Here is a 14,415-nt window from a genome sequence, read left to right on the forward strand (position 1 = left end):
CCTTCTGCTAATTCAACTCTTGGAGCCGTCCTGTTCCCGTTTTGTCCCCCTGTTCTTTTGCCTCCGCACTATGCCCTTTTTGGGAGGAACGAAGCGGAATTTCTTTTAGCAAAAAGGTCAATAGAAACGCAGCTGCAATGATCGCCGCCCCCACCAAAAACACACCGGTAAGCGCATAACTCATCGACTCCCTCAGCATTCCAATCATCTGTACAAACAGCTGCTGCATGCTTTCCGGCATGCTTCGATGGATCGCTTCCAGCTGATCCGGTGCCATCAGCACCTGCGGATCCTGCAGCTTCTTTAACGCGGCTGCTGCTTCCGGCGGCATTTGCGCCGGGTTAAGCTGCAGCTGAGCGAACTGCTCCGCCATTTTATCCTGCATGCGGTGCGCCATAACCGTACCGAGCAAGGATACGCCGATCGTCCCGCCCAGCTGGCGGAACAGCTGTGAAGACGCCGTGGCCACACCCAGCATATTTTCCTTTACCGCGTTCTGTACGGTTAACGTGAAAATCGGGAAACCGATGCCAAGTCCGAAGCCGACCACAATCATATACAAAATCGCCGTCCAGTTCGACGTAGCCGTACTCATCGTCGACAAGAGCACCATGCCGGAGGCCATAATAAACAGGCCGGCTAGCGCAAGCTTTTTATATTTTCCGCGCTTGGAGATGATTTGCCCGCTGATTGCACTTGCGAGGACAAGACTTAGCGTCATTGGCATCATCACATACCCCGAAATGGTTGCGGAAGTGCCAATAACCCCCTGCACAAAAAAGGGCATATACATGATCGCTCCGAACATGCCCGCGCCCATGATGAATCCGACCACATTCGAAACAGTGAACACACTGTTTTTAAAAAGCTGCAGCGGCAGCACCGGATTTTTGGCTACTGCCTCGACGATCATGAAAATAACGAGAGAAAGCACAGCACCCGCCAAAAGCATAATAATTTGCACCGAGCCCCACTCGTAACGCTGGCCTGCCCACGAGAACGCCAGCAACAGCGGAACAATCGTCGTGGTTAAGAACAGTGAACCCAGATAGTCGACGCTCTCCCCCTGCCTTTTCGGTACCGATGGAAACAGCATAAAGATCAGCACCAATGCAACCACACCGACAGGCAGGAACACCCAAAAGACCCACTTCCAATCGGTGTGATCCACAATATATCCGCCGAGCGTCGGACCGAACACACTCGCAAGACCGAACACGCCGCTCATGAGCCCCTGCCAGCGGCCTCGTTCCCTCGGAGCGAACAAATCGCCTACGGCAGTAAATGCCGTACTCATGATCACCCCGGCCCCCAAGCCTTGAATGCCGCGGTTTATAATCAATTCCACGATATCGTCCGACAATCCCGCCGTAAAGGAACCGCCGATAAAAATCAATAGCCCGATGACGATAAACGGCTTTCGTCCATAAATATCCGACAGCTTGCCGACAAGCACTGCGGTTACGGTTGAAGCTAGCATGTAGACGGTAAACACCCAGCTGAAATATTCCATACCGCCCAGATCGGCAATAATTCGCGGCAGCGCCGTTCCCACGATGGTCTGATTCAGCGCCGCAAACAGCATGGCTGCCATGATGGCGATCATAATCGTTACTTTTTTCTTTGGATCTAAGTGCTCCACCCTATTCCCCCGTCCTTTCTATCTCAATGTTGTTCAGCACCTTTTTGTAGATCCGCACGAGATCCGCTTGATCATCATCCGACAGCCCTTGAAAAAATTGCTGAATAATCATTCTTCGTGTCGATTCAAATGTGCGGAGCATCTCGATTCCTTCCGGAGTCGCTTCGACATAAACGACCCTTCGATCCTCTTCCGTCCTGCTTCTGCTGGCATACCCCGCAGAAATCAGCTTATCGCATAGAGCAGTTACCGCCCCTGAAGTAATCCCGAGCAGTTCCGCAATTTCGGAAGCACGGAGCCTTCCCCGCTGCTCAAGAAGCTCAAGAATCCATGCCTGGGAGGAGGATATCCCCCGTTCGACATTTTGTGTCCACGCCTGCGTCATTTTTCGGTACACCATGCGAACCACGTCGTCGAGCTCCAACAATTTATGATGATCCATATCCTATTTCACACTCCCAAAAGATATACCCATAAAATATTTTACCCACAGAGATATGTAACATTATGCCCCGAACGAATTTCTTTTGTCAAAGCGTACTATTGAATTAATATCGCCATTTTTACAATTTGATATCCATTAATTTCCCCTTTAGGGTTCATTGCAGCTGCATTACTACGATATTTACGTGATCTTTTGAAATATATTTAATGTGATTAATTCATGTTATTTCATGTCGTTAACTATATTCCGGAATACGCCTTATTCGTTTGGTTTTTCTCCCCGGCAGCGCTACAATGGAATTGAACTCATCCAAAGAAAGGAAGATTGCCCATGGCTCACTTATTTTCGGAGTGGAACATCCGCGGTCTTACGCTGAAAAATAGAATCGTCATGTCTCCGATGTGTATGTATTCTTGTCTTGAAGAAGACGGGAAAGCAACGAGCTGGCACGATATTCATTATGCCTCAAGAGCGGTTGGGCAGGTTGGCCTGATTGTTGTCGAAGCAACAGCCATTGCTCCGGAGGGACGAATTTCTCCCCGCGATCTTGGGATTTGGGAGGATGGACAGATCGCCGGACTGCAGCGCATCGTTTCTCTCGTTCATGAGCGCGGCAGTAAAATCGGAATTCAGCTGGCGCATGCCGGCCGTAAATCCGAGGTAGAGGGCACGATCTTTGCCCCGTCAGCAATCCCGTTTCAAGAAACGAGCCGGACTCCGCAGGAAATGACCGTAGAGCAAATCCGCGAAACCGTGAATGCCTTTGCTGCAGGCGCGAAGCGTGCGAAGGAAGCCGGCTTCGACGTCATTGAAATCCATGCCGCTCACGGCTATCTCATTAATGAATTTCTCTCCCCGCTTTCCAACCGTCGCGACGATGAGTACGGCGGTGATGAGGCTCGCCGTTACCGCTTGCTATCGGAAGTCATTGATGCGGTTCGCGGCGTGTGGGACGGACCGCTATTTGTCCGCATCTCCGCCAACGACTATCACCCGGAAGGAAATACACCGGAGGTTTATGTAAGATATGCTGTGAAGATGAAAGAGCAAGGCGTCGATCTCATTGACTGCAGCTCCGGCGCGGTCGTTCCGGCACGGATACCGGTATCTCCCGGCTATCAAGTGCCCTATGCCGCCCAGATCCGCAGCGAAGCCGGAATCGCCACCGGTGCCGTTGGCCTTATTACGGAAGGGCCGCAGGCCGAGCAAATTTTGCAGGACGGCAGTGCCGACCTGATCTTCATCGGTCGCGAGCTTCTGCGCGACCCGTATTGGCCGCGTACGGCGGCACAGCAGCTTGGAGCCAAGCTGCAAGCGCCCGTGCAGTACGAGCGCGGCTGGGCGTAAAGATTCGGCTCACACGCCGCACAAAAAGGCTTTCCGCGAAAACCGTGGAAAGCCTTATTTTCACTAGTGGAGCCTCCTAGCTTCACTGTCTAGGTAAATAAAATTATGGAGAGAATCTCTTGATCCTATCGTTTTCTTGCCTTGATGACAAAAGTAACAGGAAGCATCTTTGCTTTTTTTGAAAAATCGCCGCTATTCATTAATTCCTCATCAGATTGCTCAATCAATTCCTCAATGACAAATCCCGCTTTTGCCAACGCATTCACATAGGTGGATAGTTTACGGTCAGACAAGGTAAGCGTACTTCCGTCAAGAGATACCGAATACCAAGATTCATCGTGATAACATTTTTTAAATACAAGCATATTATTTTCTGCAGCAACACATTTGTGTATAGGATGAGACCAGCTAAAAATAAATACGCCGTCTTTTCTCAAGTAAGAAGCAATCCTGCGAAAAGTACCCTCTAGGTCGGTTGTCCAGCCTATAGCGTAAATCGAGTAAACAAAGTCAAAATACTCCTCTGGTATACCACATTCTTCTTCCATGGGAGAGCAGATTAATTTTGCTGATAGACCATAGTCGCTCAAATGTTGCTTTGTCTTTTCGATTTGGTTTTCAGAAATATCCAAACCCCATAGTTCAGATGCTTTACGTTCTCCCAAATATTTCAAAGATTGACCGCTTCCACAACCTATTTCTAGCACCCTTTTTCCTGAGACATCACCAAATAGCTGGCATTTTTCTTCGGAGACAAACGCCCCATACAAAGGAAGTGCGGTTGCTCCTAAAACATCATTACCTTTTGTATCCCAAAATAAGCCGTTTGTTTTATGTACAATACTCTTATCCATATTGACCGAGACGGCATCAACCTCACCACCGCCTATCATGTTTGTTCTATGTACAATATTCTTGTTCATAACCAATTATCGCCACCCCAACTCTATATTGGTATATTTGCAACACCATCATATCGTACATATGTTCCTATGTAAATGCTGTCTATAACGAATCATTAGAACGAAAGTGCCCACTAATGAGAAAACGGCATCCGGGTAATTTCCGGTATACCGTCATTGTGTTGTAAACTTTATATAATTTTTTTCCGGTAACGAGAGGATTTCGCCTACTGGCTTTCGTGCATCCCTTTTTCATCTATCTTGGATGCATCTTCTCCTGCTCCTGCTCCAGCCCCCGTACTATTACCATTAGCCGCCTGCAGCCGCTCCAATATTCTGCGCTTGCGATAAAGCATCCGGCCTGCCTCGGCTACGTCTTTTACCGTCCCGCGATTGATATACGCTCCAAAGACCATACCGGCCACCGGCACGAGCTGAAACAGCTTCTTCCAGCCAAAATTGTCGCGGTACGCCGCGATTACCTCTCTCCAGCCCTGCAGCTGAGAAATTCCTCGTTCGCTTCGTCCGTTTTGCGAAAAGTTAACAAGCTCATCTAGGACTGCCCTTTTGCCCACAATATCGGAAGACACGAACTGAAGACATTTCACAATGAAAATACGCTCCTGACGGTCATTAGGATCGTACCCGTAGCATAGTGCCATTTCCTGCAGCACCTTGAGGGACAGTCCGAGCAGCACAGGAATGTCAATGGCTAGCGTAAACACACCGCCAAAGCCTGTCGTTGCCCCTTGCACGGTAGCTACGCGGGCCCTGGATTGCTCCAGCTCGATAGCTGTCAAATCCATCACCTCAAGAGGAATCCGGGCCGCCTCCTGCGCCGATTCTATGACATTGTTCGAAAGCTGAGGGGAACTGCCTTCCACCGCTGGCAGCCTCCGCTGCAAAGCTTCATACACCGAGCGCGACGACACTAAATACCGCCCGCCGCTTTGAATAAACTGGCCGATCTCATCTAATATGACATTGATTTTCTCATGAATAAAAGCCGGGGTGATTTTGTCCAACAGGACGAACGGAAGACGGCCAATCTTTTCCCAAAACCATAAATCCTTCTGATCCTGCTCCCATTTTTCCACTTCACGGAGCTCGTGCTGCAATGTCTCTCGGCTCTCAACCATCGTCATGAAACAGGTCCTCCTATACCGAACATCAATTTTCATCATTGGGTACTCTCAGTGTGCCATGATTTTCTGCGTAATACTACGCATAGAGGAGAGCTCCGGTTGCATGCGGGTGCATGCGATCTTTGCTAATTGAACTGCAAACGAGGGGCTGCCAGGCACTTCGGTTACATGTCCAATAATCCATGTTTGCTCATCTTGTCTACTTCCAATATTAAATTGCTAAACAGCAAAAAAAGCGGGATCGCTCCCGCCTCAATTCCGATGTTTATCTCTCATTTCCCTTCAGAAGCAAATCTTCCTCAGAAATCACCGATAGTCCCGATCTATCGTATATGCCCCGCCGCTGATGTATTGAGGTACTGGCTTACAGCCTGCCTTGCTTCCGTCCGCCTCTGCTTGCGCTCTTCCTCGTTCATCCGTGGACAAGTGTAGCAATAGTACCCTCCATCTGTGCGATAAAACAAACAGCAGGACGATTTCAGTGCCACGGTTTTACCGGGGTCCTTCATGTCCTCCACAAACGTAAGCTTCGCATGAAAAGGATTGTGCTTTAGGCCGAACAGGTCCGGCTCCAGCTCTTTGAGAAACGCGAAGTCATCGCGGATACGCCCTACCACCGCCGCTTCATCCTCAAGGGCGGAGCACCAGGATGCGGTCTGGTTGTAGAACGCTCCCGGAAGCTGGCCCCACAGCTGCCCCGCAGGCAGCTCTGACACACTGGAGATGCAGTCGAACACCGGCTTTAGGCATTCGGAATATAACCCGCGAACGGCTGCCTCCCTCCACTCCGCTCTCTCTTGCGGGTGAACCGGGGCATCCAGAAGCTCGCCGTTCGCCAAGACAAACTCAAACCGAATTCGCCCCGACTGCTCGTCGCGAATCACCTGCAGGCGTGTTTGCTCAGCCTTTACGCTAAAGGCCGAATTATACACGGAAAGCCCATATTGGAAGCCAAGGGCAAACGTTCTCAGCCAGCCGGACAAAAAAGTCGCTGCAGGGGCTTGGCTATCCGCTTTAATACTTTCCGCATACGTATGTAGAAGCCCGCTCATCCGAGCCGGGTCGCACAGCTCGCGAAAAGTTAAAGATTCCGGCGCATCTGTAGCAGTATCCTTTGGCAGCGTAATCGCAAATTGCTGCTGCAGCCAGGAATAATCGACCTTCATCTTTTCTCCTGTCTTACGCATTCGAGGCCATGGCAATCCGCGGCTCTTCTTTCGCGACGGATTTGGTGATTTTATCGGAAGCTGCCGCCTGCTCTTGTCCAGTTAACTCATAAGGTAGACAAAGCGGCACACCGGTTCTCGGATCCGGAATAATGTCGGCCTCAATACCGAACACCTCACGCAATACATCCTCGGTCACAACCTCTGCCGGCTCCCCTTCACTGATCACTCGACCGGATTTAATCGCTACCATATGCTGAGCGAAACGAGTCGCGTGGTTTAAATCATGCACAACCATAATAATCGTACGGCCTTCCTCGGCATTCAGCTTTTCGAGAAGCTTCAGCACTTCCAGCTGGTGAGCCATGTCAAGGTAGGTGGTCGGCTCATCGAGGAACAAAATATCCGTTTGCTGCGCAAGCGCCATCGCAATCCATGCGCGCTGTCGCTGTCCTCCCGAAAGCTGATCGACAGGGCGGTCGCAAAAATCGGTCATTCCCGTCACTTCAATCGCCCATTGAATAACGTCCTTGTCCTCTTTAGACAAGGAACCGAAGCCCTTCTGATGCGGGAAGCGCCCGTAGCCGATCAGCTCGGATACAGTAAGTCCGTCCGGTGCAGTCGGATTTTGCGGCAAAATGGCAAGCTGCTTCGCCACTTCCTTCGTCGACTGCTTGTGAATACATTTGCCATCGAGAAATACGTTTCCGCCGGCCGGCTTTAAAATACGAGCCAGCGTCTTTAGAATCGTCGACTTGCCGGAACCGTTGGAGCCGACGAGGGCAGTAATTTTTCCTGTTGGGATCGAAAAATTCAAATCTTCAACAATAAGACGATCTCCGTAGGAGATATCCAGCTGCTTCGTAAAAAGCCTAGTCATTATGGCTGCCCCTCTCATACAAAATTTCGATCGACACCGATCAGCGAATCATTAAGGTGAAGTATTCCATATGTTAAATGAGAACGATCATCATTAGCACTCATTAATGATAATCGTTCTCATTTTTTACGTCAAGATTTTTCGTGCATTTTTTCCCAAATCCCGAAAATTTTCTACATCCGGGCAACCTTCTGGATTCCCGCAACGATTTTCAGCCAGCAAAAATAAAAAAACGCCGGGAACAAAGCCCCAGCGTCTCATTAACTATTGTAGCGGAATCCGATACTGCGATTTTTCCTCAACGATATGCTCCCCATCCTGATACACCCAGCGAAATAGCAGCTCATCCCCATCATAACCGGTTCGTGCACGCAAATCCGGTACAATGACGGAGTTTAGATTGTCGAGAATCGTCTGCTGCAGAAGCTGAAGCCGCTTCATCGCCTCGTCGGCTAAACGCTCCGCCTCCGGCTGCGGATGCTGTAAACCGTAAAAACGGATCGGCACCTGTTCTACAAGCAGATCGCCCGCTATCGGATGCCCGGCTTCCGCTAAGGTTCGGCTTAGAAAAGCAATCCAATCCTTTACCAAATCAATTTCAACCCTCATTCCTTCCTCCCCTTTCCACCATATGAACGGCTCCCTAGGTAAACTGCGGCCGTCGAGCTGTCTCCTCCGAAAACAACTTCCCTACCTTAATCCCATAAACGCTGACCCGAGAGCAGCACCTGCACCGCCTTTTTCATCAATGGCTTCGTCAGACCGTCGTATGGATCGCAGTGGACAAAATGCGTTTTGGTGTAATCCCCCATCGATTCCTGATCGTCCAAAATGACGATGCCCTTAATTTTCAGCCGCTTATTTTGCTCCAGCCACAGCTGAATTTCTTGCCACCGTTCTGCGCTTTCCTCAGGCTTGTCCAGCTCCGGCGTAACGCCAATCACGCGGCTTTGCAGCCCGGCCTCCTCCATTGCCTTCATAAACACCTTCCACAGCCTCGAGGTCTCTCGTTTTTTACGCCAAGAAGAGGTTACCACAATATACGCATTCGTCACCTCGATCATTTCCTTCAAAGAAAGCAAGGGTAAGGGGTCGAGCCGGATCTGGTCAGGACGCGTGTCCGCGCCAGCCCCCTGGAACTGTAAATTCCGGACTGTATTTATAACGCCGTCGATATCCAAAAATATAATTCTCATCAATATCCTTCCCTATCTGTACCAATATGTACAACGGGACGACCGTGCGGCCGCCCCTAACAAAATCGTTCTATTTACAGTGCAAATGTTTGGCTGATGATCACAAGAAGGATGAACAGAACCAAAATCGCACCAGTGGACGTCCAAACTGCTCCTACACCTGCTTCGTAACCTTTTGCTGCGTATGCCATGTTACTTCAACCTCCCGATATTGGTCTACGTGATGTTCATCACACTCATAGTCTATGGGCAGAGGCGAAGAAACGGATGGGCGTCAGGCTACCTTTTCTGGATTTGGGCGGATGCCATACGTGACATGATCGGGCTTCCATCCCACACAACCTCGCTTGAAGCTTTGCGAGACTGCACTTCAGGCTCCTCCAGCAGCACAAAAAAGTTTTTCGTCGGCAGGTCTCCGAGCTGATGCTTTGCGCATAACCGGTCCAAATAATAGCGCATATCCCCGTGATTGCCGGACAAATTATCTCCCCCGCCGTCAAAAGCGAACGCATAGATGGCGCTGGCCACCGGAACCCTTTTAACCGTAAAACGCCCCGATACCCGTAAAAAGAAATCCCAATCCCAATAATGATACATCTCCACATCAAAAGGACCGATCACATCATGAATCGATCGCCGGTAAAGACAGCCCGATGACACAAAAGTGGAGAAACGCTTCATCGCTTCCAGATCATGCTCGTACGCAAACAACAGCCGATCCATCGGAATTCGCCGATTGTTCGCCCGCTGGAAGTGAACGATTTCCACATCGCTGTATACGAGATCAAAGCCCTCGATTTCGTGCAGCATACGCCGGATATGCCCGGGAAGCAGCAAATCATCATCATCGCAAAGCATAATATACTCCCCTGCGGCTTTCGCCAACCCCGCATTGCGTGCATGAACATGCTTCACATTTTGCTCCAGCGTCACGATTTCAATATTCAATTCCGGATAATGCCCGCATACGGCTTCGACTGGGGTTCCTGCATCGTTGACAACGATAATCTGCATGGAATCTACCTGTTGGCGGGTCAAGCTCTCCAGCAGCTCGGCAAGCTCTAGCGGCCGGTTATAGGTTGGTATGATAACGGAAAGCAGCATCGTCGTTCCTCTTCCCACTATGTTTTGAGCCTACTTTACCTTTTTTATGAAAATTCGTCAACGTAAGTTCACACTAGCAAAATAGGCATCGACACGCAATGTTCACAGCTCCCCCGGCTGTTCGTGACAGAAATCACAGGTGCGGAGGATCCAGCGTGATATAAATAAGATATAAGATCGAACACCACGGAAGGGAAGATGAAACTATGAAACCATTCGCTCTTTTTAATATTGCTATGGTAATTACATTGATGCTGGGGGCACTGACCGGCGATGTTGCAGGCAACCTTACAGGCTACTTTGGACTCATTCTGCTCGTCATGGCTCTTGGCTGGTTTGGTGCCAGCGTAGCGTTATGGGTGAGTGCGCTCCGCACACCGGCGAAGCAATAACGACCCGAGCCCCAAGTCTCCATATTAAACCGTACTAGCACATGGAAAGTGGAAGAGAATACGGCCCAATATAAAAAGGCAGCGAGCGGCGGACACCGTTCAGCTGCCTATTGTTGTTGTATGTAATGGAGCACACAAGCGGCGATCGCCTCCTGCTGCGACCGCATAAAAACTAAATATGGTTCATGCTCTAGCGATGGCAATAGCTCCTTCGTAACGGTCACGGCAGCTATAATATGGTTAAGTGCGCCAAGCAGCTCCAGATCCTCCTTGGAACGCAAAAGCACAAGCTTCGGATGACCCTCCTGCTTGAACCCTTCAACCAGCACGATATCCAAGCCGCGCATTTGGTTAAGCAGCTCGTCCAGCGTGCTGCCTCTTCTTTCGTAGTAAGCGGTTTGCCCGGGAGAGGTAATCGCCGAACGCTGGGCCCCGGCCTGCCGGTGACGCCACGAATCCGTATCCGGCACATCCGGCTCGAAATCATGGGCGTCATGCTTTATGGTGCCGACCTTCAGTCCGCCTGCAGCAAGACGCTCGATCAAAGCGCAGACGAGCGTCGTTTTCCCGGAGTTTTTATAACCGACCACTTGAATGACTACCGGCTTCTGCCCCATAGCAATCCCCCTACGTCTGAATTCGGATTGCCGATACCACAGTGCCCTTGGGCAGCCCGCTCCCGCCGGGAGGAATCATAATGAAGCAATCCGCTCCCTTACCCGGATACATGCGGCTGGATTGATCGGCTCCCATCGGCTCGACATAAACAGCCGTCTGCTCGATCCAGCTGCGGCCCCGGATATAACGGGGATAAGCGTTGACCTTAGGAAAATCAGCGGCGAGAATCGCGCTGAACGGGCTTGGCTCGGCTGCTGCGGAGCCGAGCATGGCTTGGAGCGCCGGGCGCACAAGCAGCTCGAAGCCGGCGAAGCAGGCACCGGGATTGCCGGACAGCGCAAACAGCAGCTTGCCCCGGTGCACTCCCGCCGAGGTCGGGCTGCCCGGGCGCATCATCACTTTAGTAAAGAGCAGCGTTCCGCTCCATTCATGCAAGTAATCCGTCAAAATATCGTAGTCGCCGACGGATACGCCGCCGGTCGTGATGACCGCATCGCAGCTTTCCAGCAGCTGCTCGATGCTTTCACTAAGCGCGGCCGGTTCGTCCGACACCGCCGTACCGATGACCGGCTCGCCGCCGGCCGACCGCACCTGCGCGGCGATCATATATGCGTTGCTGTTGCGGATTTTACCCGGCGCAAGCGGCGCGTCAATCGGCAGCAGCTCCGTGCCGGTCGACAATATGCCGATGCGCGGCCGGCGGTACACCGCCACGGTGCTGCGCCCCGCCGAGGCCAGCAGCGCCGCTTCCGCCGCGCCGATCCGCGCACCCGCCGCAAGCAGCAGCTCGCCGGCCGGATGGTCCGAGCCGACGGCGCTGACGTTGGCGCCTGCGGGCACCGGCTTCTTCACGGCGACCACTGCCGCCGCGCGACCGCCCGCTTCCGCCGCAGCCTGCGCCTCATGACCGGCAAGCTCGGTCATCTCAATCATGACCACCGCGTCGGCGCCCTCCGGCACCATCGCGCCGGTCATAATTTTCGCCGCCGTACCCGGCGTGATCGCAAGCGCCGGCACCGTGCCGCAGGGCACGCTCTCGATGACGCGCAGCAGCGCCGGCTCCTGCGGGGTCGCCCCCGCCAGATCCTCTGCGCGTACCGCGTACCCGTCCATGCCGGAACGGCGAAAGTGCGGAACCGGCTCCGCCGCAGCAACCCGCTCGGCGCAAACTCTGCCGAACGACTGCTCCAGCCGGACCTGTTCCGCATCCATGACCGCCGCATATTGCAAAATCAGGCGGCGCGCTTCCTCTACACTAACGGCTTTCCGCTGAAAACGCCGCCTCCATTTTTCATCTCCGCTCATCTCCGGCCCGCCCTCCTTAGCACTCGCATCAGCCGCCGCTAACCGGCGGAATAAAGGCAACCTCGTCGGCTGACGAAACGAGCGTATCATCGTCGGCGTACGCCTGATTGACCGCTGCGAAGCTGATCGCCAGCACATCGGCGGCCGAAGGATACTGCGCAGCAAACCACGTCTTAAGCTCCCGCACGGCAACTGCTTCCTCCGCTGGATAGTGCAGCTCGCGGCTGCCGGCGGCTTCGGCCAGACCGGCAAACAATAAGATTCGAATCATAGCGGCCCGTCCCCCAATGAATAACAGCTTTGTCAGCTTTTATCACACGAATACGTATCAATTATTCGTTGTCCTTACCAATTTATAATATAAATTGGCTTCGGGGTCAAAGGCTTTTACCGAATTCTCCGAAATTTCCGTGCGAGCATCCATCGGGACTGCAACAAAAGTAAACAAGTCAAAGTACCATTTGATATGAGTGTGCTCCTCGTTCGGGTGAACACGTGCAAGCGTCTTCGGCACAGCCGGAGCCTTCTCCTCCCCGTCGGGCCCCTCGATGGAAACCAGTACCTGACGGCCTACAAACGGCTGCAAGCTTTTCTTCCATTCAGCCTCGTTCACAGCACGAGCATCCTTTCTTGCCCTTCAGCACTTCCAAGCGGAAGCCGGACACCGTATCCAGCAGTTCGAGATCCGCATTTTGTTCAAAATAGTCCAAGAGCTGCTCCTCATCGTTCCATGCGCCCTTGCCGCGCACCTCTGCAAGCACAATGTCGAGCTCCTGCTCCCGCTTCGAAGTAATATATTGATAATGACCGGCAAACAACCGGCCAAGCTCTCCGCGCACCTGATTTTCCAACACGCCTTCCGATTCGGCCGGATGAACAAAGCACAGTTCTAATGTAAATTCCTGCTCCACTTAGTCCACCTTCTTTTCTCTATAATAAATCCATAATGCGAGAGGAAACACCGCCAAATTCAGCACCGCATACAGGATCGTCTGCTCATAACGCTCATAATAAAACTGGTGAACCGCCTTCTGTGTAAACACGATGTTTAGAAAAAGCACCCCGCACATCAACAGCACACCGCGCCAACTACGCTTCATAACGCTTCACTCCCGTCGCATAGATGACTCCGCCGTCGATCTCAACCGTAATTTCCGGGAGCGGGCGGCGCGGCGGACCTGCTGTCGGCACACCGTTCTGCGGATTAAAAAATCCGTGGTGACAAGGGCAGACGAGTTCTTTCTTCGGTCCATCCCAGAACACCGGACAGCGTAAATGCGTACAGGCATTCTGGTACGCTTTATACTCGTTCTCGCCCAGCCGAATCAGGAGCGCGGTGTCATGCTCCGACGGATAAGCAAACTCCAGCGCTTCTCCTACCTTCAGCTTGGCCGTTTCGCCAATCTTCACACGCTCGTATTTCTTGCCGCCAAAGCCGGCAAGCTCCTTCGCCGCTAACGCTCCCCAAGGCAGCGTCGATACCCCGAACACTCCGGCTGCGCCGGCCACGGTTTTCATAAACGCGCGGCGATCCAGCTTCCGTTCGTTGTTCTTACGTATATTATGCGTATAATTATCTTCCTCAAACGGAATTTGATTGTTACGATTCGAATTCATGCTCGCTCACTCCTTTTCCGTAATGGCCGATTAAGCTCCCGGCTGCATGCAAGCAGCCGGCTCGGCTTTAACCAGCTGCTCTAAAACAGCTTCACTGTCCCCTGCAAAATACCCGGAAGGCTGATATGAACATTCGTTTCATTTTCCAAGTAAGGCGTGCTGGCCACCCATTTCTCGTTTGCCAGGACATGGCGTTCCTTCTTACGAGCCAGCTCCTCCTTGGAAATCCACTGCAGCGTATTCGTCGGGCACACGCTCGCGCACATCGGCGGGATATCGTCCTTCGTACGATCAATACATAGGTCGCATTTGTACATCAGCTTCTTCTCATCGTCAAACTTCGGAATGCCGTATGGGCATGCAATCGTGCAATTTTGGCAGCCCAAGCATTTTTCCACCATCGCCGACAGCACGGCCCCGGTTTCATGAACTTGAATCGCCTGTACCGGACAGCTGCGCGCGCAGGCCGGATTGACACAGTGCAGGCACATAATCGGCATCGTCTGCCGGCTTACAAATGGATCGACATCGACCACATAGTTTCGGTTCTCATTGTCATGTCCGCCGCACTGGGTGCAGGCCGCTAAACAGGATCGGCAGCCGATGCAGTTGTCCAGCTCGATATATAAAACGCTCTTCGCTGTATTTTCCATGTT

20 protein-coding genes are annotated in these 14,415 nt (G+C 52.1%); 2 read left to right on the forward strand and 18 right to left on the reverse strand.

The window, feature by feature from the left end:
- Positions 1 to 7: 7 nt before the first annotated feature.
- Positions 8 to 1,642, reverse strand: coding sequence for a DHA2 family efflux MFS transporter permease subunit (locus tag GQS10_RS00095; protein WP_166237747.1), 1,635 nt, complete (start codon positions 1,640 to 1,642; stop codon positions 8 to 10).
- Position 1,643: 1 nt separating this feature from the next.
- Complete coding sequence (locus tag GQS10_RS00100; RefSeq protein ID WP_166237749.1) at positions 1,644 to 2,084, reverse strand: MarR family winged helix-turn-helix transcriptional regulator; 441 nt, start codon at positions 2,082 to 2,084, stop codon at positions 1,644 to 1,646.
- Positions 2,085 to 2,417: 333 nt separating this feature from the next.
- Here GQS10_RS00100 and namA point away from each other — a divergent pair, with 333 nt between their 5' ends.
- Positions 2,418 to 3,434 (forward strand): NADPH dehydrogenase NamA, encoded by a 1,017-nt coding sequence (gene namA, locus GQS10_RS00105; RefSeq protein ID WP_166237751.1) that lies wholly within the window; start codon positions 2,418 to 2,420, stop codon positions 3,432 to 3,434.
- 125 nt (positions 3,435 to 3,559) lie between these two features.
- Here the strand turns inward: namA and GQS10_RS00110 are convergent, their stop codons facing one another.
- The 8 genes from GQS10_RS00110 to GQS10_RS00140 form a co-directional block, all read right to left on the reverse strand.
- Positions 3,560 to 4,357 (reverse strand): class I SAM-dependent methyltransferase, encoded by a 798-nt coding sequence (locus GQS10_RS00110; protein ID WP_166237753.1) that lies wholly within the window; start codon positions 4,355 to 4,357, stop codon positions 3,560 to 3,562.
- A 206-nt stretch (positions 4,358 to 4,563) separates the two neighbouring features.
- Positions 4,564 to 5,481 carry an EcsC family protein gene (locus GQS10_RS00115; protein ID WP_166237755.1) on the reverse strand — a complete coding sequence of 306 codons (918 nt, stop codon included), beginning with the start codon at positions 5,479 to 5,481 and terminating at the stop codon, positions 4,564 to 4,566.
- Positions 5,482 to 5,804: 323 nt separating this feature from the next.
- The gene (locus tag GQS10_RS00120; protein WP_166237757.1) at positions 5,805 to 6,647 is read right to left on the reverse strand and encodes a (2Fe-2S)-binding protein; all 843 of its coding nucleotides are present in this window, start codon (positions 6,645 to 6,647) and stop codon (positions 5,805 to 5,807) included.
- Positions 6,648 to 6,660: 13 nt separating this feature from the next.
- Positions 6,661 to 7,527 carry an ABC transporter ATP-binding protein gene (locus tag GQS10_RS00125; RefSeq protein WP_166237759.1) on the reverse strand — a complete coding sequence of 289 codons (867 nt, stop codon included), beginning with the start codon at positions 7,525 to 7,527 and terminating at the stop codon, positions 6,661 to 6,663.
- Between the two features lie 264 nt (positions 7,528 to 7,791).
- The gene (locus tag GQS10_RS00130; RefSeq protein WP_166237761.1) at positions 7,792 to 8,136 is read right to left on the reverse strand and encodes a hypothetical protein; all 345 of its coding nucleotides are present in this window, start codon (positions 8,134 to 8,136) and stop codon (positions 7,792 to 7,794) included.
- Between the two features lie 86 nt (positions 8,137 to 8,222).
- Positions 8,223 to 8,723 carry an HAD domain-containing protein gene (locus tag GQS10_RS00135; protein WP_166237763.1) on the reverse strand — a complete coding sequence of 167 codons (501 nt, stop codon included), beginning with the start codon at positions 8,721 to 8,723 and terminating at the stop codon, positions 8,223 to 8,225.
- 74 nt (positions 8,724 to 8,797) lie between these two features.
- Entirely contained in the window at positions 8,798 to 8,914 is a 117-nt protein-coding gene (locus tag GQS10_RS22890) for a YjcZ family sporulation protein (RefSeq protein ID WP_207952064.1), read from the reverse strand.
- Positions 8,915 to 9,002: 88 nt separating this feature from the next.
- Positions 9,003 to 9,827, reverse strand: a complete 825-nt coding sequence (locus GQS10_RS00140; protein ID WP_166237765.1) for a glycosyltransferase family 2 protein — start codon at positions 9,825 to 9,827, stop codon at positions 9,003 to 9,005.
- Positions 9,828 to 10,033: 206 nt separating this feature from the next.
- Here GQS10_RS00140 and GQS10_RS00145 point away from each other — a divergent pair, with 206 nt between their 5' ends.
- Positions 10,034 to 10,219, forward strand: coding sequence for a hypothetical protein (locus GQS10_RS00145; RefSeq protein ID WP_166237767.1), 186 nt, complete (start codon positions 10,034 to 10,036; stop codon positions 10,217 to 10,219).
- Between the two features lie 107 nt (positions 10,220 to 10,326).
- Here GQS10_RS00145 and mobB read toward each other — a convergent pair whose 3' ends face one another.
- The 8 genes from mobB to GQS10_RS00185 form a co-directional block, all read right to left on the reverse strand.
- Complete coding sequence (mobB, locus tag GQS10_RS00150; protein ID WP_166237769.1) at positions 10,327 to 10,836, reverse strand: molybdopterin-guanine dinucleotide biosynthesis protein B; 510 nt, start codon at positions 10,834 to 10,836, stop codon at positions 10,327 to 10,329.
- A gap of 10 nt (positions 10,837 to 10,846) precedes the next feature.
- Positions 10,847 to 12,142 carry a molybdopterin molybdotransferase MoeA gene (locus GQS10_RS00155; protein ID WP_166237771.1) on the reverse strand — a complete coding sequence of 432 codons (1,296 nt, stop codon included), beginning with the start codon at positions 12,140 to 12,142 and terminating at the stop codon, positions 10,847 to 10,849.
- A gap of 28 nt (positions 12,143 to 12,170) precedes the next feature.
- The gene (gene moaD, locus GQS10_RS00160; RefSeq protein ID WP_166237773.1) at positions 12,171 to 12,413 is read right to left on the reverse strand and encodes a molybdopterin converting factor subunit 1; all 243 of its coding nucleotides are present in this window, start codon (positions 12,411 to 12,413) and stop codon (positions 12,171 to 12,173) included.
- 57 nt (positions 12,414 to 12,470) lie between these two features.
- Positions 12,471 to 12,755, reverse strand: a complete 285-nt coding sequence (locus tag GQS10_RS00165) for a hypothetical protein (protein WP_166237775.1) — start codon at positions 12,753 to 12,755, stop codon at positions 12,471 to 12,473.
- Positions 12,742 to 13,053 carry a hypothetical protein gene (locus GQS10_RS00170; protein WP_166237777.1) on the reverse strand — a complete coding sequence of 104 codons (312 nt, stop codon included), beginning with the start codon at positions 13,051 to 13,053 and terminating at the stop codon, positions 12,742 to 12,744. Before GQS10_RS00170 ends, GQS10_RS00165 begins: the two co-directional genes overlap by 14 nt.
- A complete protein-coding gene (locus tag GQS10_RS00175) occupies positions 13,054 to 13,242 on the reverse strand; it encodes a hypothetical protein (RefSeq protein WP_166237779.1) in 189 nt (62 codons plus the stop codon). It lies immediately after the preceding gene.
- A complete protein-coding gene (locus GQS10_RS00180; RefSeq protein ID WP_166237781.1) occupies positions 13,232 to 13,759 on the reverse strand; it encodes a Rieske 2Fe-2S domain-containing protein in 528 nt (175 codons plus the stop codon). Before GQS10_RS00180 ends, GQS10_RS00175 begins: the two co-directional genes overlap by 11 nt.
- 80 nt (positions 13,760 to 13,839) lie before the next feature.
- Entirely contained in the window at positions 13,840 to 14,412 is a 573-nt protein-coding gene (locus GQS10_RS00185) for a 4Fe-4S dicluster domain-containing protein (RefSeq protein WP_166237783.1), read from the reverse strand.
- Between the last annotated feature and the right edge of the window lie 3 nt (positions 14,413 to 14,415).

This window comes from Paenibacillus turpanensis (genome assembly GCF_011421635.1).
Taxonomy (GTDB): Bacteria; Bacillota; Bacilli; order Paenibacillales; family YIM-B00363; genus Paenibacillus_AK; species Paenibacillus_AK turpanensis.

Coding starts and splice junctions, on each gene's coding strand:
- GQS10_RS00110 (WP_166237753.1), bottom strand. CDS start 4,357: ATGAACAAGAATATTGTACATAGAACAAACATGATAGGCGGTGGTGAG.
- GQS10_RS00100 (WP_166237749.1), bottom strand. CDS start 2,084: ATGGATCATCATAAATTGTTGGAGCTCGACGACGTGGTTCGCATGGTG.
- GQS10_RS00140 (WP_166237765.1), bottom strand. CDS start 9,827: ATGCTGCTTTCCGTTATCATACCAACCTATAACCGGCCGCTAGAGCTT.
- GQS10_RS00175 (WP_166237779.1), bottom strand. CDS start 13,242: ATGAAGCGTAGTTGGCGCGGTGTGCTGTTGATGTGCGGGGTGCTTTTT.
- mobB (WP_166237769.1), bottom strand. CDS start 10,836: ATGGGGCAGAAGCCGGTAGTCATTCAAGTGGTCGGTTATAAAAACTCC.
- GQS10_RS00130 (WP_166237761.1), bottom strand. CDS start 8,136: ATGAGGGTTGAAATTGATTTGGTAAAGGATTGGATTGCTTTTCTAAGC.
- GQS10_RS22890 (WP_207952064.1), bottom strand. CDS start 8,914: ATGGCATACGCAGCAAAAGGTTACGAAGCAGGTGTAGGAGCAGTTTGG.
- GQS10_RS00180 (WP_166237781.1), bottom strand. CDS start 13,759: ATGAATTCGAATCGTAACAATCAAATTCCGTTTGAGGAAGATAATTAT.
- GQS10_RS00135 (WP_166237763.1), bottom strand. CDS start 8,723: ATGAGAATTATATTTTTGGATATCGACGGCGTTATAAATACAGTCCGG.
- GQS10_RS00145 (WP_166237767.1), top strand. CDS start 10,034: ATGAAACCATTCGCTCTTTTTAATATTGCTATGGTAATTACATTGATG.
- GQS10_RS00185 (WP_166237783.1), bottom strand. CDS start 14,412: ATGGAAAATACAGCGAAGAGCGTTTTATATATCGAGCTGGACAACTGC.
- GQS10_RS00125 (WP_166237759.1), bottom strand. CDS start 7,527: ATGACTAGGCTTTTTACGAAGCAGCTGGATATCTCCTACGGAGATCGT.
- moaD (WP_166237773.1), bottom strand. CDS start 12,413: ATGATTCGAATCTTATTGTTTGCCGGTCTGGCCGAAGCCGCCGGCAGC.
- GQS10_RS00120 (WP_166237757.1), bottom strand. CDS start 6,647: ATGAAGGTCGATTATTCCTGGCTGCAGCAGCAATTTGCGATTACGCTG.
- namA (WP_166237751.1), top strand. CDS start 2,418: ATGGCTCACTTATTTTCGGAGTGGAACATCCGCGGTCTTACGCTGAAA.
- GQS10_RS00155 (WP_166237771.1), bottom strand. CDS start 12,142: ATGAGCGGAGATGAAAAATGGAGGCGGCGTTTTCAGCGGAAAGCCGTT.
- GQS10_RS00115 (WP_166237755.1), bottom strand. CDS start 5,481: ATGACGATGGTTGAGAGCCGAGAGACATTGCAGCACGAGCTCCGTGAA.